Source organism: Streptomyces sp. NRRL S-87 (assembly GCF_000719335.1).
Lineage (GTDB): Bacteria > Actinomycetota > Actinomycetes > Streptomycetales > Streptomycetaceae > Streptomyces.
The window spans coordinates 1-25,272 of the sequence record NZ_JOGB01000085.1 but is presented as its reverse complement, the minus strand read 5'-3'; the positions used below and the strand labels follow the sequence as shown (position 1 = coordinate 25,272).

The 25,272-nt window shown below is 74.7% G+C and carries 20 protein-coding genes; 7 read left to right on the top strand and 13 right to left on the bottom strand.

The window, feature by feature from the left end; genetic code table 11:
• The 4 genes from IF43_RS0133475 to IF43_RS0133460 all read left to right on the top strand — a co-directional run.
• Positions 1-507, top strand: a 507-nt coding sequence (locus IF43_RS0133475) for a spermidine synthase (RefSeq protein WP_030209842.1), incomplete at its 5' end; no start/stop codon positions are given.
• 77 nt (positions 508-584) lie between these two features.
• Entirely contained in the window at positions 585-1,331 is a 747-nt protein-coding gene (locus IF43_RS0133470; RefSeq protein ID WP_030209839.1) for a response regulator transcription factor, read from the top strand.
• Positions 1,332-1,346: 15 nt separating this feature from the next.
• Positions 1,347-2,408: an ATP-binding protein gene (locus IF43_RS0133465; RefSeq protein WP_030209837.1), complete on the top strand. Its 1,062-nt coding sequence runs from the start codon at positions 1,347-1,349 to the stop codon at positions 2,406-2,408.
• Positions 2,409-2,668: 260 nt separating this feature from the next.
• The gene (locus IF43_RS0133460; RefSeq protein ID WP_030209836.1) at positions 2,669-6,538 is read left to right on the top strand and encodes a multifunctional oxoglutarate decarboxylase/oxoglutarate dehydrogenase thiamine pyrophosphate-binding subunit/dihydrolipoyllysine-residue succinyltransferase subunit; all 3,870 of its coding nucleotides are present in this window, start codon (positions 2,669-2,671) and stop codon (positions 6,536-6,538) included.
• 68 nt (positions 6,539-6,606) lie between these two features.
• Here the strand turns inward: IF43_RS0133460 and fxsT are convergent, their stop codons facing one another.
• The 8 genes from fxsT to IF43_RS41905 form a co-directional block, all read right to left on the bottom strand.
• Positions 6,607-9,600 carry an FxSxx-COOH system tetratricopeptide repeat protein gene (gene fxsT, locus IF43_RS0133455; protein ID WP_030209834.1) on the bottom strand — a complete coding sequence of 998 codons (2,994 nt, stop codon included), beginning with the start codon at positions 9,598-9,600 and terminating at the stop codon, positions 6,607-6,609.
• A gap of 85 nt (positions 9,601-9,685) precedes the next feature.
• The gene (locus IF43_RS43255) at positions 9,686-11,095 is read right to left on the bottom strand and encodes an HEXXH motif-containing putative peptide modification protein (RefSeq protein ID WP_051796741.1); all 1,410 of its coding nucleotides are present in this window, start codon (positions 11,093-11,095) and stop codon (positions 9,686-9,688) included.
• The gene (locus IF43_RS0133445; protein ID WP_078910654.1) at positions 11,092-12,456 is read right to left on the bottom strand and encodes an FxsB family cyclophane-forming radical SAM/SPASM peptide maturase; all 1,365 of its coding nucleotides are present in this window, start codon (positions 12,454-12,456) and stop codon (positions 11,092-11,094) included. The genes IF43_RS43255 and IF43_RS0133445 overlap by 4 nt, the downstream gene beginning before the upstream one ends.
• 129 nt (positions 12,457-12,585) lie before the next feature.
• Positions 12,586-12,774 (bottom strand): hypothetical protein, encoded by a 189-nt coding sequence (locus tag IF43_RS0133440; protein ID WP_030209826.1) that lies wholly within the window; start codon positions 12,772-12,774, stop codon positions 12,586-12,588.
• 93 nt (positions 12,775-12,867) lie between these two features.
• A complete protein-coding gene (locus IF43_RS41910; RefSeq protein ID WP_051796738.1) occupies positions 12,868-16,203 on the bottom strand; it encodes an SAV_2336 N-terminal domain-related protein in 3,336 nt (1,111 codons plus the stop codon).
• Between the two features lie 198 nt (positions 16,204-16,401).
• Entirely contained in the window at positions 16,402-17,406 is a 1,005-nt protein-coding gene (locus IF43_RS0133430) for a MoxR family ATPase (protein ID WP_030209821.1), read from the bottom strand.
• A gap of 63 nt (positions 17,407-17,469) precedes the next feature.
• Positions 17,470-19,563 (bottom strand): trypsin-like peptidase domain-containing protein, encoded by a 2,094-nt coding sequence (locus IF43_RS0133425; RefSeq protein ID WP_030209818.1) that lies wholly within the window; start codon positions 19,561-19,563, stop codon positions 17,470-17,472.
• Positions 19,560-20,126, bottom strand: coding sequence for a CU044_2847 family protein (locus IF43_RS41905; RefSeq protein WP_030209813.1), 567 nt, complete (start codon positions 20,124-20,126; stop codon positions 19,560-19,562). Before IF43_RS41905 ends, IF43_RS0133425 begins: the two co-directional genes overlap by 4 nt.
• 156 nt (positions 20,127-20,282) lie before the next feature.
• Here IF43_RS41905 and IF43_RS0133415 point away from each other — a divergent pair, with 156 nt between their 5' ends.
• Positions 20,283-20,468, top strand: a complete 186-nt coding sequence (locus tag IF43_RS0133415; RefSeq protein ID WP_030209812.1) for a DUF6104 family protein — start codon at positions 20,283-20,285, stop codon at positions 20,466-20,468.
• Positions 20,469-20,609: 141 nt separating this feature from the next.
• On the opposite strand, the gene IF43_RS0133410 is transcribed toward IF43_RS0133415, so the two are convergent.
• The 4 genes from IF43_RS0133410 to sodN all read right to left on the bottom strand — a co-directional run bounded on the left by IF43_RS0133410 (position 20,610) and on the right by sodN (position 22,937).
• A complete protein-coding gene (locus IF43_RS0133410; RefSeq protein WP_030209811.1) occupies positions 20,610-21,134 on the bottom strand; it encodes a Clp protease N-terminal domain-containing protein in 525 nt (174 codons plus the stop codon).
• The gene (locus IF43_RS0133405) at positions 21,134-21,343 is read right to left on the bottom strand and encodes an HTH domain-containing protein (RefSeq protein WP_030209810.1); all 210 of its coding nucleotides are present in this window, start codon (positions 21,341-21,343) and stop codon (positions 21,134-21,136) included. Before IF43_RS0133405 ends, IF43_RS0133410 begins: the two co-directional genes overlap by 1 nt.
• A gap of 80 nt (positions 21,344-21,423) precedes the next feature.
• The gene (locus tag IF43_RS0133400) at positions 21,424-22,386 is read right to left on the bottom strand and encodes a quinone oxidoreductase (RefSeq protein ID WP_030209809.1); all 963 of its coding nucleotides are present in this window, start codon (positions 22,384-22,386) and stop codon (positions 21,424-21,426) included.
• A gap of 155 nt (positions 22,387-22,541) precedes the next feature.
• A complete protein-coding gene (gene sodN / locus IF43_RS0133395; protein WP_030209807.1) occupies positions 22,542-22,937 on the bottom strand; it encodes a superoxide dismutase, Ni in 396 nt (131 codons plus the stop codon).
• A gap of 106 nt (positions 22,938-23,043) precedes the next feature.
• Between sodN and sodX the strand changes: the two genes are divergently transcribed.
• Positions 23,044-23,517, top strand: coding sequence for a nickel-type superoxide dismutase maturation protease (sodX, locus tag IF43_RS0133390; protein ID WP_267884815.1), 474 nt, complete (start codon positions 23,044-23,046; stop codon positions 23,515-23,517).
• On the opposite strand, the gene IF43_RS0133385 is transcribed toward sodX, so the two are convergent.
• A complete protein-coding gene (locus tag IF43_RS0133385; protein WP_030209802.1) occupies positions 23,421-24,050 on the bottom strand; it encodes an ABATE domain-containing protein in 630 nt (209 codons plus the stop codon). The two genes, sodX and IF43_RS0133385, sit on opposite strands and share 97 nt — an antisense overlap.
• A gap of 170 nt (positions 24,051-24,220) precedes the next feature.
• Here IF43_RS0133385 and IF43_RS0133380 point away from each other — a divergent pair, with 170 nt between their 5' ends.
• Positions 24,221-25,015: a trans-aconitate 2-methyltransferase gene (locus IF43_RS0133380; protein ID WP_030209799.1), complete on the top strand. Its 795-nt coding sequence runs from the start codon at positions 24,221-24,223 to the stop codon at positions 25,013-25,015.
• Positions 25,016-25,272: the final 257 nt, after the last annotated feature.

Genomic DNA, 25,272 nt, shown 5'->3' with positions numbered 1-25,272 from the left:
ACCCCACCCCCTCCCACCCGCCCCGCCGTCCTCATCGGAGGTCTCGGCGTCGGGTTCTCCCTCGCGCACGCCGCCGCGCAGGACGCGTGGGGCCGGATCGCGGTCGCCGAGCGCGAGTCCGCGATCGTGGACTGGCACCGCGGCGGCCCGCTGGCCGAGCTGTCCGCCGAGGCGCTGGCGGACCCCCGCGTGGAGATCCTCCTCACAGACCTCGTCGCGTACCTGCACACCACCACGGACCGCTACGACGCCCTCTGCCTGGACATCGACAACGGTCCGGACTGGACCGTCACCGAAGACAACGGAAGCCTGTATTCCCCTTCGGGTCTGGCGGCCTGCCGGGCCCGGCTGAACCCGGACGGCGTGCTCGCCGTGTGGTCCGCACAGCCCTCCCCCACCTTCGAGGAGGCCATGCGGAATGCCGGATTCCAACAGGTACGGACCGAAGAGGTGCCGGTTGCCCGAGGAGTCCCGGACGTCGTGCACCTCGGCCGCAACCCCGCATAGCCGCAGGCCCGCGGGTCCTCTACGCTGCTCACCGAACGTAGGCGGGATCAAGGCCGGCAACTCGCAGGGGCGGGGCGATGGAACACACACAGACCACGCACAACGGCAGTGCGGCGACCCCGAGTGCCCAGCGGCGCGTCCTGGTCGTCGAGGACGACCACACGATCGCGGACGCGATCGCGGCCCGGCTGCGCGCCGAGGGCTTCCAGGTCCAGACGGCCGGTGACGGCCCCGCCGCGGTGGCCGCGGCCGAGTCCTGGCAGCCCGACCTGCTGGTCCTCGACGTGATGCTGCCCGGCTTCGACGGACTGGAGGTCTGCCGCCGGGTCCAGGCCCAGCGGCCGCTGCCGGTGCTGATGCTCACCGCCCGCGACGACGAGACCGACATGCTGGTCGGCCTGGGCGTGGGCGCCGACGACTACATGACCAAGCCGTTCTCGATGCGCGAGCTCGCCGCCCGCGTGCACGTCCTGCTGCGCCGCGTCGAGCGCGCCACGCAGGCCGCCACCACGCCCCGCGGCGGCACGCTGCGGCTCGGCGACCTGGAGATCGACCACGCGCAGCGCCGGGTCCGGGTGTCCGCCGAGGACGTGCACCTGACCCCGACCGAGTTCGACCTGCTGGTCTGCCTCGCCGGCACGCCGCGGGCCGTGCTCTCCCGCGAGCAGCTGCTCGCCGAGGTGTGGGACTGGGCGGACGCGTCCGGTACCCGGACCGTGGACAGCCACATCAAGGCACTGCGCCGGAAGATCGGCGCCGAGCGGATCCGTACGGTCCACGGCGTCGGGTACGCGCTCGAGACCCCGGCCACCCCGGCCCCGTAACGGGCGGGGCAGCGCATGAACGCCCGACCGGGACCCGGCCTGCGCCCCTTCTCGATCAAGACCAAGCTCGGCACCCTCGTCGTCGTCTCGGTCTTCATCACCACGGGCCTGCTGATGGTGGCCCTGCGGACCGAGACCGAGCTGCGCTTCATCACGGTGTTCTCGGTGATCGCCTCGATGCTGATCACCCAGTTCGTGGCGCACAGCCTCACCGCGCCGCTGGACGAGATGACCACGGTGGCCCGGTCGATCTCGAACGGTGACTACACCCGCCGCGTCAGCGGTACCGGCCGCCGCGACGAGCTCGGCGACCTGGCGGTGACGATCAACCGCATGGCCGACGACCTGGAGGCGGTGGACCGGCACCGCAAGGAGCTGGTCGCCAACGTCTCCCACGAGCTGCGCACCCCGATAGCCGCCCTGCGGGCGGTGCTGGAGAACGTGGTGGACGGGGTCCAGGCGGCCGACCCCGAGACGATGCGGACGGCGCTGAAGCAGAGCGAGCGGCTGGGCGGGCTGGTGGAGACCCTGCTCGACCTGTCCCGGCTGGACAACGGTGTCGTACCGCTGCGGGCCCGCCCCTTCGAGGTCTGGCCCTACCTCTCCGGCGTGCTGAAGGAGGCCGGACTCGCGGCCGCCCGGCGCGGGCTCGCCTTCGGGCGCAACAGCACGCGCGCGGACGTCCACCTGCACCTGGACGTGTTCCCGCCGGAGCTCACGGCGCACGCGGACGCGGAGCGGCTGCACCAGGTGGTGGCGAACCTGATCGACAACGCGATCAGGCACAGCCCGCCGCACGGCCGCGTGACCGTCCGGGCCCGGCGCGGGGAGCACCCCGGAAGCCTGGTGCTGGAGGTCCAGGACGAGGGTCCGGGCATCCCGGAGGCGGAGCGGCACCGGGTCTTCGAGCGGTTCAACCGGGGCAGTGCCACGGGCGGCGACGGGGGCACCGGACTGGGGCTGGCGATCGCCCGCTGGGCGGTCGGGCTGCACGGCGGTGACATAGGCGTGGCCGAATCGTCACGAGGTTGCCGAATCCGGGTCACCCTTCCGGGAGTACCCAAAGGCGCAGGTTGACGTAGGGTTCGAACAGAGAACGCAGTGATCTCGGCCACGGTGTGCCGAGGATCAGGTCAGGATGCGGGCCCGGAGGCCGCACCCTCGATCGCGCGTACGCGAACCACGCTTGTTTCCCGCCATTCCAGCCCGTGAAACCCGCCGTTCGATGTGACGTGCACGACCAAAGCACCGCCCGGCCTGCATCACCCGCCCGGCAAGGCGTAGCCTTTATTCCCGCTGTCCATCACCTTGTGAAGCGGAAGAGGGCGGTTGCCGCCGTGTCGCCACAGTCCCCGAGTAATCCGAGCACCGCGCCCCAAGCAGAAGGCGGGAAGAACCCTGCCTCAGGCTTCGGGGCGAACGAGTGGCTCGTCGACGAGATCTACCAGCAGTACCTCCAGGACCCGAACTCCGTAGACCGGGCCTGGTGGGACTTCTTCGCCGACTACAAGCCCGGTGGGGGCGCCTCCGCACAGGCCGCTCACACCACGACGGGTAACACGGCAGCTCCTGCCGCCCCGACGGCTGCTCCGGCCTCCGACGCCGCCGCCACGGGGGCGGCCGGCGCCACTGCGCCCGCCGCCGTGCCGGCGCCGACGACTCCGTCGGCTCCGGCTTCTGCTGTTTCAGCCCCTGCCTCTGCTCCTGCCTCCCCCTCTGGTGCTCCCGCTGTGACTGTCACGTCCCAGGCCCCGGCCGCCGCACCGGCCGCGCCTGCTCAGGCCCCTGCCCCGGCTGCCCCCAAGGCCCCTGCCGCGCCTGCCACCGAGGCCCCTTCCGGCCCCGAGCTGGTGACGCTGCGCGGCCCCGCCGCCGCCGTCGCGAAGAACATGAACGCCTCGCTGGAGATGCCGACGGCCACGTCCGTCCGCGCCGTCCCGGTGAAGCTGCTGTTCGACAACCGCATCGTCATCAACAACCACCTCAAGCGCGCCCGCGGTGGCAAGGTCTCCTTCACCCACCTCATCGGCTACGCCATGGTCCAGGCGATCAAGGCCATGCCGTCGATGAACTACTCCTTCGCGGAGAAGGACGGCAAGCCGACGCTGGTCAAGCCGGAGCACGTCAACTTCGGCCTCGCCATCGACCTGGTCAAGCCCAACGGCGACCGCCAGCTCGTGGTGGCCGGCATCAAGAAGGCCGAGACCCTCGACTTCTTCGGCTTCTGGCAGGCGTACGAGGACATCGTCCGCCGCGCCCGCGTCGGCAAGCTGACGATGGACGACTTCACCGGCGTGACGGTCTCCCTGACCAACCCCGGCGGCCTGGGCACCGTCCACTCGGTCCCGCGCCTCATGCCCGGCCAGTCCGTGATCATGGGCGTCGGCTCCATGGACTACCCGGCCGAGTTCCAGGGCACCTCCCAGGACACCCTGAACAAGCTGGGCATCTCCAAGGTCATGACCCTGACCTCGACCTACGACCACCGGGTCATCCAGGGCGCGGCCTCCGGCGAGTTCCTGCGCATCGTCGCGAACCTGCTCCTCGGCGAGGACGGCTTCTACGACGGCATCTTCGAGTCGCTGCGGATCCCGTACGAGCCGGTCCGCTGGCTGCGCGACATCGACACCAGCCACGACGACGACGTCACGAAGGCCGCCCGCGTCTTCGAGCTGATCCACTCCTACCGGGTCCGCGGCCACGTCATGGCCGACACCGACCCGCTGGAGTACAAGCAGCGCAAGCACCCCGACCTCGACATCACCGAGCACGGCCTCACCCTGTGGGACCTGGAGCGCGAGTTCGCGGTCGGCGGCTTCTCCGGCAAGTCGATGATGAAGCTCCGCGACATCCTCGGCGTGCTGCGCGACTCGTACTGCCGCACCACCGGCATCGAGTTCATGCACATCCAGGACCCCAAGCAGCGCAAGTGGATCCAGGACCGCATCGAGCGCCCGCACACCAAGCCGGAGCGCGAGGAGCAGCTGCGCATCCTGCGCCGCCTGAACGCGGCGGAGGCCTTCGAGACCTTCCTGCAGACGAAGTACGTCGGCCAGAAGCGCTTCTCCCTCGAGGGCGGCGAGTCGGTCATCCCGCTGCTCGACGCGGTCATCGACTCCGCGGCCGAGGCCCGCCTCGACGAGGTCGCCATCGGCATGGCCCACCGCGGCCGCCTGAACGTGCTGGCGAACATCGTCGGCAAGTCGTACGCGCAGATCTTCCGCGAGTTCGAGGGCAACCTCGACCCGAAGTCGATGCACGGCTCCGGCGACGTGAAGTACCACCTGGGCGCCGAGGGCACCTTCACGGGCCTCGACGGCGAGCAGATCAAGGTCTCCCTGGTCGCCAACCCCTCCCACCTGGAGGCCGTCGACCCGGTCCTCGAGGGTGTCGTCCGCGCCAAGCAGGACGTCATCGGCAAGGCCGGCACGGACTTCACCGTCCTGCCCGTCGCCCTGCACGGCGACGCCGCCTTCGCCGGCCAGGGCGTGGTCGCCGAGACGCTGAACATGTCGCAGCTGCGCGGCTACCGCACCGGCGGCACGGTCCACATCGTCATCAACAACCAGGTCGGCTTCACCGCCGCCCCGACGTCGTCGCGCTCCTCCATGTACGCCACCGACGTGGCCCGCATGATCGAGGCGCCGATCTTCCACGTCAACGGTGACGACCCGGAGGCCGTGGTCCGCGTCGCGCGGCTCGCGTTCGAGTTCCGCCAGGCGTTCAACAAGGACGTCGTCATCGACCTCATCTGCTACCGCCGCCGCGGGCACAACGAGGCCGACAACCCGTCCTTCACGCAGCCGCTGATGTACGACCTGATCGACAAGAAGCGCTCGGTGCGCAAGCTCTACACCGAGTCCCTCATCGGTCGCGGCGACATCACGCTGGAAGAGGCCGAGCAGGCGCTGCAGGACTTCCAGGGCCAGCTGGAGAAGGTGTTCGCGGAGGTCCGCGAGGCCGCGGCCAACCCGGCGGTCGCCGCCCCGGTGCCGGCCGTCCAGCCGCAGTTCCCGGTGTCGGTGCCGACGGCGATCTCCCAGGAGGTCGTCAAGCGGATCGCCGAGTCCCAGGTCAACATCCCCGAGCGGATCACCGTCCACCCGCGCCTGCGCCCGCAGATCGAGCGCCGCGCCGCGATGATCGACGAGGGCACGATCGACTGGGCGATGGGCGAGACCCTCGCGTTCGGCTCGCTGCTGCTGGAGGGCACCCCGGTGCGCCTGTCCGGCCAGGACTCGCGCCGCGGCACCTTCGGCCAGCGCCACGCGGTGCTCGTGGACCGCGAGACCGGCGAGGACTACACCCCGCTGCTCTACCTCTCCGAGGACCAGGCGCGCTACAACGTCTACGACTCGCTGCTCTCGGAGTACGCGGCCATGGGCTTCGAGTACGGGTACTCGCTGGCCCGCCCGGACGCGCTGGTGCTCTGGGAGGCGCAGTTCGGTGACTTCGTCAACGGCGCGCAGACCGTCGTCGACGAGTTCATCTCCTCGGCCGAGCAGAAGTGGGGCCAGACCTCCGGCGTCACGCTGCTGCTGCCGCACGGCTACGAGGGCCAGGGCCCGGACCACTCGTCCGCCCGCCCGGAGCGCTTCCTCCAGATGTGCGCGCAGGACAACATGACGGTCGCCATGCCGACGCTGCCGTCGAACTACTTCCACCTGCTGCGCTGGCAGGTCCACAACCCGCACCACAAGCCGCTCATCGTCTTCACCCCGAAGTCGATGCTGCGTCTGAAGGCGGCGGCCTCGAAGGCGGAGGAGTTCACCTCCGGCTCGTTCCGCCCGGTGATCGGCGACGCGACCGTCGACCCGAACGCCGTGCGCAAGGTCGTCTTCTGCGCGGGCAAGGTCTACTACGACCTGGAGGCCGAGCGGGTCAAGCGGGGCGTCACGGACACCGCGATCATCCGCATCGAGCGCCTGTACCCGCTGCCGGGTGCGGAGCTCCAGGCGGAGATCGCCAAGTTCCCGAACGCCGAGAAGTACATCTGGGCGCAGGAGGAGCCGGCGAACCAGGGTGCGTGGCCGTTCATCGCGCTGAACCTGATCGACCACCTCGACCTGGCGGTCGGCGCGGACATCCCGGCGGGCGAGCGCCTGCGCCGCATCTCGCGGCCGCACAGCTCGTCCCCGGCCGTCGGTTCCGCCAAGCGCCACCAGGCGGAGCAGGCGCAGCTCGTGGCCGAGGTCTTCGAGGTCTGAGTCGCGTAGACGCATCGGAAGGCCCGGTCCCCTCGCGGGGGCCGGGCCTTCCGGCGTGCACGGCGTCTCTAGGGTTGCGGCTCGAAGTCCCAGTACGGCCGGACGCGCTGGCGGGCCGAGACGGTGTGGACGTGCTGCGTGCCCAGGGTGCGCGTCAGCATCCGCAGGGCGTCGTCCTCGTGCTTGCCCGCCTCCTCCATGCGCCCGAGCGCCCGCAGGTCGGCGGCGAGCGAGGTCTGGAGGCTGAGCACCATGGGGTGCTCGCCGCCGAGCACGGACTCGGCGGTGCGCAGGGTCTCGCGGCTGAGGCCGGCGGCGTCTTCCAGCCGGCCGGTGATGTTGCGGCAGCCGGCGGCGTTGAGGGCGACGCCGAGGGTCCACGGGTGCCGGTCGCCGAGCGCGTTGCGCATGCCGACCAGGGCCTGCTCGCACAGGCTGAGGGCCTCCTCGCGCTCGCCCTGGGCGCGCAGGACCAGGCCGAGGTTGGCGACGGTGCCGATGCTGTACGGGTGGGCCAGGCCCAGCTGCGTCTGGTAGCCGCGCACGACGTCCTCGGAGATGCGGCGGGCCTCCTCGATGTCGCCGTACTCGCGCAGGTAGGTGGCGTAGTCGGAGGCCACCATCAGGGTCCACGGGTAACTGGCGCCGAAGACGCGGGTGGAGCGCTCCCAGACGCTGCGCAGCCGGGCGCCGGCGCCGGGGATGTCGCCGGAACGGCGCAGGCACAGGCCGAGGTTGTGCTCGGCGCGCAGGGTCTGGGGGTGGTTGGCGCCCAGGACCTGGGTGTTGAGGCGCAGGCCCTGCTCCTGCCGGGTGAGGGCCTCGCGGTAGCGGCCCATCAGGCGCAGGTTCATGGCGCAGGCGATGCCGGAGTTGAGGGTGGCGATGTGCCGGACCTTCAGGACGCGCTCGCGCCGGCGCTGGGTGTCGAGGTCGAGGTCGTACGCCTCCTGGTAGCGGCCGAGCAGGCGCAGTGCGGCGGCGAGGTTGTTCTGCTCGTTGAGGGTGGTGGAGTGGTCCTCGCCGAGGAGTTCGCGGTAGGCGCCGAGGATGCGCTCGAAGAGCTGGTGGGCCTGCTCGAAGCGGGCGACGCGGAGCAGGACGCCGCCGTGCGCGGACATGGCCCGCAGGGTCTCCAGGTCGCGGTCGCCGCGCTCGGCGGTGAGGCGTTCGAGGCGGCTGCGGCTGAGTGCCTCGGCCTGCCGGAAGTGGCCGAGCATGCGCAGGGCGCCGCCGTACTGGTAGCTGAGCTCGCGGACCTGGTCGTGGTCGTCGCCGAGCATGGCGCGCCAGGCGCCGTCGGCCTGCTCGGCCAGCCGCAGGCAGGTGCGGTACTCGCCGCTGAGCATCAGGTAGCGCAGGCAGTTGAGGAGGAAGTTCTGGATGCGCGGGTTGGTGCTGGTCAGGACGCCGGCGGGTTCGAGGTGCGGGATGAGCTCGGCGTACCGGGGCCACAGGCGGGAGTCGGAGGGGCGGCCGGGGTCGGCCGCGGCGAGCACCTGGCGGACGGCGCGGGCGAGCGGGACGGCCTCCTCCTCGGCGAGGTTGTCGCGCACGATGTTGTGCACCATGCGGTGCAGTTGGACGGTCTCCAGCCCGCCGCCGCCCTCGTCCACGGGCAGGTCGGAGTACTCCAGGCGGACCACGGAGAACTGCACGAGCTTGTTGAGGGCGGCGTTCCAGCGGATCTGGTCGTTGATGAGCCCGGCGAGCTGCTCGGGCACCTCGTCGGCGGGGAACTCGCGCAGCAGGCGTAGCGGTACGGGCCCGGGGGCGAAGAACACGAACAGCCGCAGTAGGGCCAGGGCGTCGGGGAAGTTCTCCCGGACGTTGTTGAGGAGTATGGCCAGGGCGGTGGGGAAGGGCAGCGGGTAGTCCTCGGAGACGGTGACGGCCTCGTGGGAGTCCAGTCTGCGGCGCAGCAGGGTGAGGTAGTCGCCGACGGTCAGGGGCGAGGAGGCGAGCCAGCCGGCGGTCTGGTCGAGGGCGAGGGGGTAGTCCTCCAGGGCCTCGGCGAGCTGGTCGGCCTCCTCGCCGCCCAGTCGCTGGGCGCGGCGCCGGATGAAGGTGATCGACTCGGCTCGGGCGTAGAGGGGGACCTCGACCAGGTTGGTGTGCCGGGAGGCCCACTCGCGGTTGCGGGAGGTGATGATGACGTCGCCGGCGCCGGAGGGCAGCAGGTCGGTGAGGTCGTCGGGGTTGTCGCAGCCGTCGAAGACGATGAGCCAGCGGCCGTACGGGGAGCCCCGGCGCAGGGCTTCGAGGGTGGCGCGGATCTGCTCGCCGTAGCTGCCGGTGCCCAGCGGCAGTCCGAGGGCGGGGGCCAGGTCGGCGAGGCGTTCGCGCAGGGTGGGCCGGTCCTCGGCGGGGACCCACCACACGACGTCGTACTCGGAGGCGAACCGGTAGGCGTACTCGGTGGCGATCTGCGTCTTGCCCACGCCGGAGAGGCCGAGGAGGGTGACGGTCGCGGCGCCGGGCGGGGCTTCGGCGAGGGCCTCGCGGAGCCGTCCGATGACGTCGTTGCGGCCGGTGAAGCGGGGGTTGCGGCGCGGTACCCGGCCCCAGATCTCGGGCGGGTCGTTGGGGAAGCGGGGGCCGCGTCGGCCGGTCTCGGTGCCGATGCGGTCGGTGGGCAGCTCCAGGCGGCGCAGGACGCGGTACTCGGCCTCGTACGCGTCCACGCTCCACAGCTCCACCTGTTCCAGCGCCGCGGTGGCGGCGGGGAGCCGGACGTCGGTGAGGCTGACGGCGGCGAACCGGTCGGGGTGGGCGCGGATGACGGTGCGCAGGGCGGTGTTCCACTGCTCCTCGGTGTGGGCGCCGCCGGAGAAGTAGCGCTCGCTGAGCACGATCAGGACGCGCGCGCCGGGCCGGACCAGGTCCTCCAGGGCCTCGCCGAGGTCGCCGGCCCGTTGCGGGTCCCAGCGCTGGAGGGCGACCCGGTGGCCGTGCTCCTCCAGGCGGTGGCCGATCCACGCCGCCCAGGGGCGGTTGAACCCCGCGAAGCTGATGACGAAGCGCTGGGGTGCGCCTTCGAGGTCCTGCCGGCTGGCGGTCATGCACCGTCTCCCTGTGGAGGCTCCCTCGGACGCGGTCCGCGGGACGGGTGTGGACGGGGGGAAAGATACCGCAGGTCACGGGGCATCAACCCGGTGTGACCGCGGCGAGTTCGGGGTGCCGGTCGAGCCAGGCGCGGCGCTCGCGGGCGAGGGCGGCGCGGGCGGTGGCGTACGGGTCGCCGGGCGGGGGCAGTTCGTCCATGGCGGCCTCGGCCTCGGCCATGGCGCGGGTGAACTCCCGTCCGGCGGGGGTGAGGTGGGGGTGGTCCTGGAGGCCGGGGAGCACGGCGGCCACCTGGGCGCGGTAGCGGGCGTGGGTGGCCCACGCGGCCCGGGCACCGAAGAGGGCGGCGCGCTGCCAGTAGCGGGCCAGGGCGAGGTGGGCGTACGTGCCGTGCAGGAGTCCCTCGAACGGGCGGGGGTCGCTGCGCCAGGGTGCCCAGTGGCGCGGGGTGCGGTCGGCGGTGTGCAGGGTGACGAGGTCGGTGAGGGCGGCGAGTTTGCCGTGCTGGACCTCGTGGACGAGCGTGGCGGCCAGGGCCGGCGGGGACTGGCTGCGGACCAGGACGGAGCCGGGGGCCGCGGGCAGGGTGGCGCCGGTGGAGCGGGAGCCGCCGGCGAGCGGTACGACGGAGCGCAGCAGTCCGGCGGCCTCCGCGGCGCGGGCCGGGTCGTACCGGTCGAGCAGGGTGAGGGCGGCGGACCACTGGGTGTCCCAGCGGCGGTGGCCGCGCGGGGTGAGGCGGCGGGCGGCCTGGACGGGCATGCCGGTGGCGGGGGCGCGGTACGGGTCGAGGTCGTCGAGGACGGTCCGGCCGCCGGGGAGCGCGTGCAGGGGCAGCACGGCGGGGTCGGACGGGTCCCAGGAGGCCTCGGTGAGGGCGACCGGGCCGGGCCGGGCGGGGCGGAGCAGGCCGAGAGTGGGCAGGGCGATGCGGCCCTGGGTGGGGCGCAGGACGGCCTTGAAGGTCAGGCCGGCGCGCAGGGCGGCGGCCACGGCGAGGGCGCCGAGGTGGCCGAGGTCGGGTGCGGTGGCGGGGCGGCGGCGGGCCGGGCCGCCACCGGTGCCGGTGCCCGCGGGGCGGCCGGGTGCGGGGGTGGCGTCGGGGCTGCCGGGTGCGGGGGTGGCGTCGGGGCTGCCGTCGTGCCGTGCGTCATGCGGTCCGTCATGCGGTCCGCCGTGCGGTCCGTCGGCGGCTGAGGGGTGCAGGAGGCGCAGGGTCTCCTCGGCCCAGACACCGGTGGACGGGTAGTGCAGGACGTCCTGGACGGCGGCGGGGTCGTGGCGCTCGGCCTCTTCGAGCAGGGCCCAGTGCTCCGCGCCCTCGCCGTCCGGCGCCGCGTCGAGGACGGCCCGCAGGAGCAGCAGGCGCTTGCTGCGGCGGGCGTCGCGCAGCAGCCGGGCGCCCTCGGGGCTGGGTTCCGTACTGGCGAGGGCGCGCAGCACGGGGCCTTCGGCGCGCAGGAACCCGGGGACCTCTGGGCCCCCCGTCACGAGGCGAGCTCCCGGGCGGGGCCCGCGGCGGCGCCGCCGGTCGTGGCGGTGGGGGTGCCGGCGGCGGTGGTCGCGGCGGTGGTCCCGGCTCTCGCGGGGGGCGCGGCGGTGGCGGCGGTCCCGGGGTCCGCGGCGGTGGCGCCGGTCGCGGCGGCGTGCAGGGCGGCGGCGACGTGCCGGATGAGCACCTGGAGGTCGGCGCAGTAGACCGAGGGCTGGCGGAAGCCGGCCCCGGCCCGGTACCGGTGCGGGTAGTGCCCGCCCCCGCAGACCGCGACGAGTTCGCACTCCCGGCACTCGGCGGCCAGCGCGGCGCGTCCGAGCTGGCGGGCGGCGATGCCGGGGTGGTCGAGCAGTGCGTCGAGGCTGTGGGTGTCGAGTCGCAGGCCGGTTCGGGCGGCGCCTTCGTAGGCGGACTTGAGGGAGTCGGCCTGCTCAAGGGTGCCGTCGGTCTCGATCACGGCGGCGGCGACCGGGCCGAGGCCGAGTTCCTCGGTGGCGGCCGGCAGTCCGAGCAGCAGGGCGATGACCTCCTCGAAGAGCCGGATGCGGGTGCGCCGGGTCTCGGCCCGCCACCAGTGGTCGAAGACGGCCACCAGCCAGTCCCCGTACGGGGTGCGGCCGGGCCGGGCGCCGGGCGGCGGGCTGCTCCAGTGGGCGAGCGGCAGCAGCAGCCCGAGGGTGGGCGGGGCGTAGCCGAGCAGGGACTCGTAGGTCTCGACCGGGTCCTGGCCGATGTCGACCACGCACAGCAGTCCGGCGTAGCTCTCGGGCCGCCGGGCCAGCAGGCGCAGGCCGCGGTCGACGGCGGCGAAGGCGGGGCGGCCGCGGTGGGTGACGCGGCGGGCGTTGTGGGCGGGCAGGCCGCCGTCGACGCTGACGCCGACCCGGATGTCCGCGGCGGCCAGGGCGTCCAGGCGGCGGGGGGTGAGGAGGGTGGCGTTGGTCTGCACGGCGGCGGTGACCTCGGTGCCGGGGGCGAGGGCGGCCCGGATGCGGTCCACGGGGCCGGTGAGGTGCTCGGGCGGGCCGAGCAGCGGTTCGCCGCCGTGCAGGACGAGGTCGACGCGGGCGAGGCGGTGGGTGCGGGCGTGCTCGGCGATGCGGCGGGCGGCCAGGTCCTGGGTGGCGGTGGACATCGCGTCGGGCCGGCCGCGCCAGCTCTGGTCGGCCATGGAGTAGACGTAGCAGTACGTGCAGGCGAGGTTGCAGCGGCTGCGGGTCTTGAGGACGAACTGCCGCAGCGGGTGCGGCCGGTGGCCGGCCGCGCGCAGGGCGGGGACGTCGAGGCGCGCGTAGGGCCAGGGGGCGTGGCGGTGGTGCGCGCGCGTGCCGCCGCCCTCGGTGGTCCTGGGCCTCATCCGTGTTCCTCCCCCTGCGGACGGTCCATCCCTGCCCTCCGGCCGTGACCGCCTAACGACGGAATACGGTCAACCACGGTCGCCTTCGGACCGGTTGCGACCCGTGCGCCCCACCGGCGGCCGCGGCCCTCAGGACGCCCGCTCCGCGTAGTCGCTCAGCACGTCGGCCGGGTGCGTGACGCGTGCGACCAGGCCTTCGATCACCCCCGCGAGCACCGCGTGGTCGATCCCGCGCAGGGTGGCCAGATCCAGCCCGGACAGATCGGGCAGCAGGCCCTGGCACGCCCGCGCGGTGCTTTCCTGACGCTCTGTCACCATCAGCTCCTTGTCCCCCGGTCGTCCCGCACGCGCGGCGACCCACGGCGCGGTCCAGTCCACTTTCCCGCAGCACAGGTCCGGAAAACAGCGCGCTCACAGGGCGCCCCCCAGCGCACGGGCCCGCGCACGGACCGCCTCCCTGAGCCCCTGGTCCCCGGGCGCCGCCCGTGCGTCCGGGCCCCCGGCGTGCGCCGTCCACGGCCCCGCGGTCCCCTCGTCCGCCGCGGCCGGCGCCGCGTCGAGCCACTGCCACAGCTCCAGTGCCGACCGGTAGGCGTCCAGCGCCGCACGCGGCCGTTCCAGCCGCTCCAGCACCTCGCCGCGCAGCTGCTGGACGCGCGCGGCGAGCGCGAGGGCCGCGCCGCGCCGCTCCCCCGCGTCCGCCTCCAGCGCGGCCCGCCAGGCCCGCCGGTAGGAGTCGGCGGCCCGGTCCAGCCGGTCGGCGGCCCGCGTGTGACGGTGGATCTCCTGCTGGACGTCGCCGTGCTCGCGCCAGGCCCGGGCCCGCTCCAGCGGGCTCCGGCCGTGCCGGACGGCGAGCTCCAGCAGGTACTCGGCCTCCCGCAGGTCCACCAGGTCGCCCTCGTGGTCGTGCCGCAGTCGCAGCCCCCAGGCCAGCCGCGTCAACCGGCGGGCGTAGCGCTCGTCGTGCTGCGGGACGGCGGCCCGGCTGTCGCGCAGCACGCGGACGGCCTGCGAGGCGTACCGGCGCCCGTCCACGGCCCAGGTCAGTTCCAGCAGCACCTCGCCCCACTCCGCGAGGAGTTCGCCGTACGCATCCGCGTCGCGGGGCACCAGCCGGCGGGCCCGCGCGTACGCGTCCGCGGCCGCCTCCAGCGCGGCCGGCTCCCGGTAGCGCTCCCACCGGGCCAGGTGCACCCGGGCCAGCCGGACCAGGCCGGCCAGTCGGAGTTCCGGGTCACCGGTGGCCTCGTCGAGCGCGGTGCCGGCCTGCGCGAGTGCCTCGTCGAGCCGGTCGGGCAGGTGGCGCAGGGCGGTGGCCAGGTCCAGCCGGGCCCGCGCGCGGGCGTGCCGGGCCGCGACGGCGGAGCCGTGCCCGGGCGGGTCGTCGGCGGCCGCCGCCACCAGGGCCGCGAGCCCCGCGTCCAGCCGTACGGCCGCCCGCCGGGCCAGCTCGGTCCGCCCGGCGGGGTCGCCGGCCCGCTCGGCGAGCGCCGCCAGCACCCGGCCCAGCGCCAGCTGCAGGTCCCCGTCCCGGGCGGCCCCGCGCGCCCGCTCACCGACGTCGAACTCCTCCAGGGCGGCCAGTGCGTCGTGCAGGGCGCCCGGATCGCCGCGCAGCACGGCCAGCCGGGTCAGCACCTCGGCGCGGCGCAGGACGCAGTCCAGCCGTAGCGCGGGCTCCGCCCCGGGTGCCGCGCCCACCGCCGCGAACTCCCGGTCGGCGGCGGCCAGCAGCTCGGCGACGGCCCCGCCGCGCGCACCGGTCGCGCCGGGCCCCGCGGGGGCGGCGGCTGCGGGGTCGGTGGCCCGCTCGTAGAGCACCCGCCCGAGCACGGCGCGGGCCCGTACCAGCCCGGGCAGGCCGGCGACCTGGCGGGCCGCCCGCTCGGCCTCGGCCAGCAGCTCCGGATCGCGCTGCACCTGCCACAGCCGCAGCAGCGCCCCCGCCAGCTCCGCCTCGGCCTCGCCGGGGGCGTGCCCGGCCGCGGCCGTGGCCCGGCGCAGGACCGCCACGGCCTCGTGCAGGGCGCCCTGGTTGCCGTCCCGGTCGAACACGGCGAGGCGGCCGCGGGCCGTGGCGACCGCCGCCGCCCGGTCGGGTGCCGGGGGCGTCACGGCCGGGTCCGCAACCCCGGCGGGGGCGTCCGGGGCCGGCAGGTAGCGGTGCACGACCTTGGCGGACACCTGCGCGAAGGCCTGCGGCAGCCGGGCCGGGGCCGGGCGGCCCGACGCCTCCCCCGCGCCCGCACCGGTGGGTGCGACCGCCTCGGGCGGGGGCGCGCCGGTGAGCTGGGCCGCGGCCAGGGCCGGGAAGTTGCGCACGCCCCGGCCGAAGTGCTGGAGGACGTACTCCGAGCAGTGCTTGAGGACCAGGGCGGCCTCGTCCCGCCCCAGCGGACCGAGCAGCACGTCCTGGACGCCGTCGACGAACTCGTACCACTCCCCGGGCCCCGGGCCGGTGCGCCGCAGCAGCCCGCTCAGCAGCACCTCGGCGAGGTCGGAGGGCTCCGAGCCGGGCAGCATCGTGCGCTGCACCATGCGCATCACCGGCAGGTTGAGCGGCGTGGCGGCCAGGTACACGGCGAGCTGCACGGCGCGCGGGGCCGCGGAGGAGCGAAAGCGGCGGACCAGGTCCCGGGCCGGCCGGGCGGCCCGGGGCGGCGGCAGCGGCACGGCGGGGTGGGCGGCCAGCACCCGCCCCACCTCGGCAGGCACGGCCCCGTCCCCGAGCCCGGCCACCAGGCGGGCCCAGGCGCCGAGCGCGGGCGCGCTGGGCGGCAGCACGGGTACGGCCAGCCCGCCGCGGGGCCGGCCCGGCAGCGGCGGCCGGTCGGCGGCGAACCGCAGCGGACCCGCCGGGTCCTCCGTCCGGGCGAGGAGGCCGCGCTCGGTCGGCAGCCAGGTACGGGCCCACAGGCGCTGCGGCAGCGGCTGGACGATCACCGAGGGGGTGCACTCGGTCCAGCGGTACAGCAGCCGCTGGGCCCCTCCCTCCCGCCACACCGGCCCCGCGCAGTCGCTGACCACCATGGTCAGGCCGCGGCCGGTGGGGTCGCGCAGCTGCTCCCCCGAGCGCAGCGGGGTGTCGGGCTCCGGGCCGCGGCCGACGGCGGCGGTGCCGTCGGGCAGCCGGTGCAGGTGGTGGACCTGGACGTCACGGAAGGCGCCCAGCCGCTCGCAGACGCCCCGGAGTTCGTCGAACAGGTCCCGCCAGACGGCCATCGACGGCGAGGCGTCGAGCACCAGGCGCAGGGTGGTCTCGCGGCGGTTCTCGGGGCGCATGACGGGGATCGCCAGGCCCAGGGCGCGGGCGCTGGCGTCGGCGGTGGCGGTCTCGTCGAGGACCAGCCGGGCGGGCGGCGCGGGCGGGCGGTGGCGCTGCAGGGCGCGCAGCGCCCGCTGGATGTCGAGGATCCGGGGCAGGGCGCCGGCGGCGGGCACGCGGACGGGCACGGCGGCGCCGGCGGGCCGGCTCCCGGCGGGCTCGCCCGCGGGGCCGGGGCGGCCGGGGGCGTACAGGGTGACCTGGGGGTCGGCGGGCCGGTCGGGGCCCGCGGCCGGGCCCGGGCCGGGGCGCGGGGCCGCCGCCGGCTCCCGCGGGGGCTCCCCGGACCGTCGTACGGGCGGCCGGCCGGCCGGGGCCGCGGTCGCCGGCACGGGGCCGCCGCGGGCCGCGGCCAGCCACAGCGCGTCGGCCAGCTCCTCGGCATCGGGGTCGAGCCCGGCGGCGCGCAGCACCCGCACCAGGCGCCGGAGTTCGCGCGGCGCGTCAGGAGCGGGGGGCGGGGCGGGGGCGGGGGCCGGGGCCTGAGCTCGGGCTTGGGCTCGGGCGGGATGAGGATCGGGGGTGGGGTCGGGGTCGGGGTCGTGACGGGGCTCCGGGCCTGGGCCCGGGCCTGCGGCGGACGCGGTCATCGCGGGTCACCCTGACGGTCGAGTCGGTCACCGGGAGCGGTCGAGGCGCTGGATGAGCAGGTCGGCCAGGTCCTCGCGGGAGGGCGGGGCCGCGTGGTGGGTGAGGTAGATGGCGTTCAGGAGCTGGTCGGCGGCGACGAGTTCCGTCTGGGAGCGGCTGAGGAACTCGCGGATCAGGTCGGCCCCCAGCCGGGCGGCCTCCTCGCCGAGGTGCGCCCGCACCATCGTCGCCAGCCGCTTCTCGTCCGGCTGGGCCAGCCGGAGTTGGATGCACCGGCGCAGCAGGGCGGCAGGGAACTCCCGTTCGCCGTTGCTGGTCAGGATGATGAACGGGAAGGCCCGGCAGCGGATCCGGCCGTCCCGGACGGTCACCTTGCGCCCGTCGTCGGTGAGCACCTCGACCTCGGGCTCGCGGTCGGCGACCCGCTCCAGCTCCGGGAGGGCGAACTCCCCCTCCTCCAGGACGTTCAGGAGGTCGTTGGGCAGGTCGATGTCGCTCTTGTCGAGCTCGTCGACGAGCAGCACGCGCGGCCGCTCGGAGGGCAGCAGGGCGGTGCCGAGGGGGCCGAGCCGGATGTAGGTCCCGATGCCGGGGGCGGGGGTCCCGCCGTTGGCGGCGATCTGCACGTCCTGGAGCCGGGCGATGGCGTCGTACCGGTAGAGGCCCTCCTGGAGGACGGTGCGCGAGACCACGGGCCAGCGCAGCACCCGGCCGAGCTTCAGTTCGTGCGCCACGGCCTGCGCGAGCGTGGACTTGCCGGTGCCGGGCTGGCCGGTCACCAGCAGCGGGCGGCGCAGGTAGAGCGCCGCGTTGATGGCCTCCAGCTCCTCGGTCTCGGGGCGGTGCAGCTCGGCCGCGTGCCGGTGGGCGCCCAGGCGGCGCGCGGCGGTGCTGTCGGGCTCGGCGTCCGCCGGGTCGGCCGCCGCCACCGGTCCGCCGTCGAAGTCGCGCCAGGGCGGCGGGTCGGGCAGCGCGGCGATCCCGTCGTGCGGCTCCCCGACGCCGCGGTAGATGAGCCACTCGTCATTCACGGCAAGCCCCCATTCTCCTTCGTCGACGCCGCCCCCGGGCGGGGCCGGCGTACCGCGTGCGGGTCACAGGTCGCCCTGGAGCGGGTCGACGGTCGGCAGCGGTCGGCGCGGGTCGTCCCACACGAGTCCGAGCCCGGTGGCCCAGTACGCGTCCGGGTCGCGCCCGTAGGCCCGCCCGCGCAGCGCCTGCAGCCGTACCGGCAGCGCGTCGCCCCGCACCGCCTCGGCCAGCTCCTCCTTGACGCCCCGGTGGAAGGGCGCGCAGGAGCCGCCGCCCGCCGGGGGCCGCCGGCACAGCACCACGCCGAACCCGGCCCGCTGGACCGCGTGCAGACCGCCCATGCGGCAGTGCGCCGGCACCGTGTTCTCGGGCAGGGCCCCGAGCCAGGCGTACGGCGGCGTACGCGGCCGGCCGCCCCGGCAGTCGGCGCGCGCCTCCTGGACCGGGCCGGCCATGACCCGGGCCCAGCGGGCCGCCATCCGCCGGAAGTCCTCCCCGCCCGTGCCGGTCCCGCCGGGCCGGCCGCCGCCCGGGCCGTCCGGCCAGCCGTCCTCGCCGGTGCCGCCGGGCCAGCGCAGCACCACGGGCCGTTGCACTCCCACCGGCACCCCGCCCGCGACCATCCACTCGTCGACGGCCAGTCCGAACAGCTCGGGCGCCACCGCGGCCTCCAGCAGGGCGGCCGCCCCGGTGGTGTCGCAGCGGCGGAACGCCTCCGCCAGCGGGGCCCGCACGGCGTCGGGCAGTCCGTCCCGGGTGGCCCGGACGCCGGAGCCGATCGGGGCCGTGTGCTCGGGTCCGAGCAGCACCGAGACCCGCCAGTCGTACGCCTCCTCCCAGCCGTGCGACCAGACCTCCAGCAGCACCGAGGGCCCGGGCGGCAGTGCCCCGGCCGCGCCCGGCAGCGGCGCGCCGGCGGGCGGCGCCTGGCCGCCGTGCCGCCGGGCGGCCAGGCCCGCTTCGCGCCGGTCGCCGAGGTCCTTGCGCAGGCCGCGCCAGAACCGGCCGCCGGCCGCGGTGGCCCGTACCCAGTCCCACAGGTCCTCGTCCGCCCCGGACAGCGGAGTCTCGCGGTGCTCGGCCACGGAGACGTCGGTGGCGTACCGGAGCATCACGGCGGCCTCGCTGCGCTCGCCGGCCGGGTCGTAGAGCATGCCCAGGCCGTCGCGCCAGGTCAGTGGGGCCATGCCGAGGCCGGTCCAGTCCTCGCCCAGGACGTCGGCGACCAGCCGCTGGACGGCTTCGGAGGAGGCGGGCGGCGGGAGTTCGGCGAGCAGCCCGGTGAGGGTGGTCCGCTCGGCGGCGGTCAGGCACCGGCCGACGGGCTCGCCGGCGGCCCCGTCCTGGAGGCGGGTGTGGGCGTCCGTCCAGGTGGGGCGGGTGTTCTGGTCGCTCTGGTGCTGGTCGTGGTGGTAGCGGTCGTGGGCCCGCAGCACCCGCCGGTACAGGCCGGTCTTGGCGGTCGAGGGGAGGGTGCGCAGCTGGGTGACGGAGACGGCCAGGCCGCCGCCGCGGTCGTTGCGGCGGGCCTTGACGACGCCGACGACCTCGCCGCGCTCCAGGTCGACGACGGGCCCGCCGGACATCCCCGGGTCGACCTCGTCGTCGGCGCCGAGCCGCACCATGGCGCTGCCGCCGAGGTCGCCGCGCAGCCGGGTGGGGCGGCCGGTGATCTCGGGGCGGCCGGTGTCGTCGGTGCAGCCGAAGTACGCCACGTCGGCGAAGCGGTTGACGCGCGGGCGGTCGGTCAGCCACACGCACGCGTGGTCGACGGGGTCGAGGACGCGGACGAGCGCCAGGTCGGGGGCGGGCCACATGCCGCCGGCGGGGACGGGGACCTCGGGCAGGACGCACTCCACCCGGCCCGCGACCGTGCCGGTCGCCGGGCCGACGCCGGGGGCGAAGGTGATGCCGACCTCGCGGCCGACGGTCCGCACCGCGCCGCCACCTCCCTCCCCGACCACGTGCGCGCACGTCAGGACCCACCCGGGGGCCACGAAGAAGCCGCTCCCCCAGATGTCGCCGGCCCCGGGCGCGCCGTACTCGTCCGGTTCATACCCGGGGGGCGGGGCGTGGACGCGTACGGTCGCGGCCGTGACGAGGGGTTCGAGGATCTCGAAGGCGCGCGCGGAGCCGGCCGTGCGCCCGTACGTCACCCCCGGGCCTCCCGGCCCGGCCCGCCGGGGGGCGGCCCGTCGACTGGCGGCCCGTCGGTGGGCGGCCCGTCGTCCCGTACGGCGCTCCGGCCGCGGTCCCGGCCGTCGGCGCGCCCGTCGGGGTGACCGCCGTCCTGCCTGTCGTTCTGCCAGGTCAGGGTCACCGTCAGGGCCGCCTTGCCCTCCACGTCCGCGAGCAACGAAACGACCTTGCCGGGCTTGGCGGCCAGTTCGATGCCGAAGGAGACGCTGACCTGCTGGGGTTCGAGGGCCTCGGTGGCCCGGCGCATGGCCCCCGCGACGCCCCGCACGAGGTCGTCGAGCCCCTCGATGCCCCGGGCCACGCGGTCGGCGACCTTGCCGGTGTCGGTGTACTTGCCGGTGTCGGCGTACTTGCCGGTGCCGGTGCCGGTGCCGGTGGGCCGGCCGGTGCCGCCGTGCGCTGCCCCGCCGGGGTCCGGGTACGTCCCCTGAGCCGGGACCAGCGGCAGCCGCCCGGCGCCGCTCACCCGCATCAGCACGGGTTTCCCGTCCAGCTCCACGCTGACCAGTTCGTCGGCCATCCGCCCCGCCCCCGCCCCCGCTCACGGGCCCAACCGGCACCCGGCCCAAGCCTGTTGAAGCATTCCAGGCTAGCGCCGCGCCGGGGCGGGCGGGAGGCCCCCGGGAGCGGCGGATTATCCTGACCGGGAACGACCCCCACGGACACGGAGCCAGTTGTGTACTTCACCGATCGCGGCATCGAGGAGCTTGAGAAGCGGCGCGGCGAGGAGGAGATCACCTTCGAGTGGCTCGCGGAGCAGCTGCGCACCTTCGTCGACCTGAACCCGGACTTCGAGGTCCCGGTCGAGCGCCTCGCCACCTGGCTGGCCCGGCTGGACGACGAGGACGACGAGGACGAGTAGTCGAGGCCGGGCATTCGCGGCTCGGCAGTCCAGCGCGGGCAGTCGAGCACGAGCAGTCGAGCACGAGCAGTCGAGCGCGGGGAGCCCCGGGCCGGTCCCGCGGGCCCGGGGGCGGGGGCCGCTCCGCCCCCGCGCGGGTGCTCAGCTCGCCCTGGGCGGGGCCAGTGCGGCCTCGACGCGGGCGTAGGTGACCCCCAGGTCCGCCAGCACCTCGGCCGTGCTGCCCGGGCGGGTCAGCAGGGCGAGCAGCAGGTGCTCGGTGCCGATGTGCCGGTCGCGCCGCCCGAGGGCGATCCGCAGCGACTGCTCCAGCACCTTCTTCGCGCCCGGGGTGAACCGGGGGCGGCCGGAGCGGCGCCGGGCGGGCCCGCCGTCCAGGGCCCCGACCCCGTGGGCCTCCTCGATGCGCGAGACGACCTCGCCGAGGTCGATGCCCAGGCTCGCCAGTGCCTCCTGGTCGACCTTGGACAGGCCCCCGCGGCGGCGGGCCTCGGCGAGCGATTCGGCCACGGCCTCCGGCCGCACCCCGAGCGCCGTGAAGGGCGGCCGGTCCGTCAGGGCCAGCAGCACGTGCTCCTCCGTGACCCGCTCCGCCGCCGCGCGCTCCGCGTGCCCGACCGCCCCGGTGACGACGTCCCGGGCCTCCCGCGTGAACCTCTCGAACATCACTGCCTCCCGTACTTCTTGTGCACGGCCTGCTTGCTGACGCCGAGTTCCGCCGCGATCTCCTGCCAGGACCAGCCCTGGTTCCTGGCGCTGCGGACCTGTACGGCTTCCAGTTGCTCCAACAGCCGCCGCAGCGCGGCGACGGCGCGGAGCCCGATGCGCGGGTCACGGTCGCCGGCCCGCTCGGCCAGATCGGTTGCCTCGGTCATGTCGTCAACATAGATTGACGCCCCCGATTCGTCAACCACTGTTGACGAATCGGGGGCGTCGCAGCCGTCGGCGGGAGACCTCAGACGGTCAGGACGACCTTCCCGAACAGGTCCCCGGAGGCCATCCGCTCGAAGCCCTCGCGGGCCCGGTCGAGCGGCAGCACCTGGTCGATGACGGGACGCACGCCCGTCGCGGCGCAGAAGGACAGCAGGTCCTCCAGCTCGTCCTTGCTGCCCATGGTCGAGCCGACCACCTTCAGCTCCAGGAAGAAGATCCGGGTCAGCTCGGCGTGCGAGGGCCGGTCGCCGCTGGTGGCACCGGAGATGACGATCGTGCCGCCCGGCCGCAGGGACTTCACCGAGTGCGACCAGGTCGCGGCGCCCACGGTCTCCATCACCGCGTCGACCCGCTGCGGCAGCCGGGCCCCGGGCTCGTACGCCTCCAGCGCGCCCAGCTCCACGGCCCGCTTGCGCTTGGCCTCGTCACGACTGGTGGCGAAGACGCGCAGGCCGGCGGCCTTGCCGAGGACGATCGCGGCGGTGGCGACACCGCCGCCGGCACCCTGGACGAGGACGGAGTCGCCCGGCCGGACGCCCGCGTTGGTGAACAGCATCCGGTACGCCGTCAGCCACGCGGTAGGCAGGCAGGCGGCCTCCTCGAAGCTGAGCTCCTTCGGCTTCGGGAGCACGTTCCACGCGGGTACGGTCACCTGCTCGGCGAACGTGCCCTGGTAGCGCTCGGTCAGGATCGAGCGGGGCTCGTCCGGTCCGACCCCGTGGCCGCTCTGGCCGATCACGGAGTGCAGGACGACCTCGTTGCCGTCCTGGTCGATCCCGGCGGCGTCGCAGCCGAGGATCATGGGGAGCTTGTCCTCCCCCAGGCCGACTCCGCGCAGCGACCACAGGTCGTGGTGGTTGAGCGAGGCGGCCTTGACGTTCACGGTCACCCAGCCGGGCCGGGCCTCGGGCGCCGGGCGTTCGCCCAGCTCGAGGCCGCTGAGCGGCTGGTCACGGTCGATGCGGGCGGCATAGGCGGCGAACATGCCCCGGACGCTACCGCCCGGTAGTCACCGTGATCCATACCCTCCGCCCGCGACGGGGTGAGTTCTTCGTCGCACTCCCCGCCGTACGGGCGGGCAGCCGGCACGAGGGCCCGCACGGCGAACCGTGCGGGCCCTTCGCAAGGGAGGTCGCGGGCTCAGGCCTGCTTGGTCTCCCAGAAGATGCGGTCGATCTCGGCGATGAGCTCCAGGGCCTTCTCACCGGTCTTCGGGTCGTTCGACGCCTTGGCGGCCGACAGGGCCTTCAGGGTGTCGTTCACCAGCGTGTGCAGCTGGGGGTACTTCTCGAAGTGCGGGGGCTTGAAGTAGTCGCTCCACAGCACCGAGACGTGGTGCTTGGCGAGCTCCGCGCGCTGCTCCTTGATGACGATGGCGCGGGCGCGGAAGTCGGCGTCCTCGTTGGCCTGGTACTTCTCCTGGACGGCCTTGACCGACTCGGCCTCGATGCGGGCCTGGGCGGGGTCGTAGACACCGCAGGGAAGGTCGCAGTGGGCGCTGACCTTCACCTTCGGGGCAAACAGGCGGGAAAGCATTGAGCTCGTCCTCCTCGTGATCGTCTTCTCAGGTGGGAGATTACTCCGTGAGAAAGCCGATTTCGCGAGCGCCCCCATGGGCTTAGGACAAAAGTCCAGGGTCACTATGGACGCGGTGAACGAACGTACGGATCGCGCCGGAAGGTGTGACGTGCCGAAGGGGTGGGTGTCGAGGATGCCGATGCGGGTGCCGTTCCAGACGGTGGAGGTGTCCGGCCCCTCGATGGTGCCGACCCTGCTCGACGGGGACTGGCTCCTGGTCCGCTACGGCGCTCCGGTCCGCCCGGGGAACGTCGTCATCCTCCGCCACCCCTTCCAGCAGGACCTCCTCGTGGTCAAGCGGGCCACGGAGCGGCGCGAGGGCGGCTGGTGGGTGCTGGGCGACAACGCGTTCGCGGGCGGCGACAGCACCGACTACGGCACGGTCCCCGAGGAGTTCGTCCTGGCGACCGTACGGCTGCGCTACCGCCCGCGGCGCCCCGATCAGACCTCGCTCTCCGCCCGCGTCTCGTGGGCGCTGTCGGCGCTGCGTCCGGTGTTCGCGGACCGTTCGGCCTCCAAGCGCTTGCGGGCGCGGTAGGCGGCGACGTTCGCGCGGGTGGCGCACCGGTCGGAGCAGTAGCGGCGCGAGCGGTTGGTCGAGGTGTCGAGGTAGGCGTTGCGGCACGGCGGGGCCTGGCACAGGCCGAGCCGGTCGGCGCCGTACTCCGTGAGGTGGATCGCGAGCCCCATCGCGGCGATGGCGGCGTACCCCGTCGTGGCGTTGGAGGGGTGCTCGGCCAGGTGCATGTGCCAGCGCGGCCGACCCTGCTCGTCGAGGTAGTCGTGGCCGGAGATCTGCGGGCTGACGGGGAACTCCAGCAGCAGCGAGTTCAGCAGGTCCACGGCGAGCGTCGGGTCCCCGCCGTCAGCCGCCTCGAAGATCGCACGCAGCCGGGCGCGCACGGACCGGAAGCGGGTGACGTCCGCGTCCGTGACCCGGCGGCCCATCTGCGAGGCGGAGACGAAGAGGGCGCGGACGGCCTCGACGGAGGTGAGCGAGTCCTTGGCGCGGGCCGGCTCCTCGGTGTTGACGAGGCGCACGGCCCAGTCCGAGTAATGGGCCAGTTCCACTTGTAGTCCTTACGGCAGCGGTCTAGTGTCTGCACTGTCGACGGTAAGAGCCGGTTCAGTACTGAGGGTATTACGTACGAGACTGTGGAGGGATCCCGGTGACGGGTACGGAGACGGGGACTGCGACAGGTTCGGCCATCGGCACGGGTGCGTCGGCGGGTGCGGGTGCGGTGACGGGTGCGGGTACGGACGCGGGTACGGCTACGTCGGAGAACGGTGCGGGTACCGACTGGCAGGCCTGGCAGGACAGCTGGGACCGCCAGCAGGAGTGGTACATGCCCGACCGCGAGGAGCGGTTCCGCGTGATGCTGGACATGGTCGAGGCACTGGCGGGCACCGCGCCCCGGGTGCTCGACCTGGCGTGCGGTACGGGAAGTATCACGGACCGGCTCCTCAAGCGGTTCCCGGAGGCCGTGAGCACCGGGGTGGATCTGGACCCCGCGCTGCTGACCATCGCCCGCGGGCACTTCGCCGGCGACCCGCGCGCCACCTTCGTGACCGCCGACCTCAAGGACCCCGAGTGGGTCACCCGACTGCCGTACGCGTCCTACGACGCGGTCCTCACCGCCACGGCCCTGCACTGGCTGCACAGCGGGCCGCTGACGACGCTGTACGGGCAGCTCGTCCCGTTGCTCCGCACGGGCGGCGTCTTCATGAACGCCGACCACATGATCGACGAGTCCACCCCGCGCATCAACGCAGCCGAGCGCGCCCACCGGCACGCCGTGATGGAGCGGGCCCGGGGCGCCGGCGCCCTGGACTGGGCGGACTGGTGGGCCCTGGCCGCGCAGGACCCGGCCCTGGCAGAGCCCACCGCCCGCCGGTACGAGATCTACGGCGAGCACGCGGACGGCGACGCCCCGTCCGCCGAATGGCACGCCCGGACGCTGCTGGAGGCCGGGTTCGCGGAGGCCCGCCCGGTCTGGCGCTCCCCCTCCGACGCGCTCGTCCTCGCCCTGAAGTAGGCCGGAAAGCGCCCCCGCGGGCACGGCCCTGCGGTGGGCGGGGAGGGCGATCTCGGGGGGCTTCGAGGGTGGGGCGCGGTTCCGGTACAGGCGGCCGGCTCGCTTCGGGGAGTGGTCCGGTGTCGGGGTGGGCTCGCTTCGGACCTGGTGCTCGCTTCGGGGGTGGGTCCCGTGGTGTGTGGGTCCCCTCGGCGCTTGACAGGGGCGGCCTGCAGGCCCTGCGGCAGGCCCACCCCGAGGGCTTTGGGGCTTCGCCC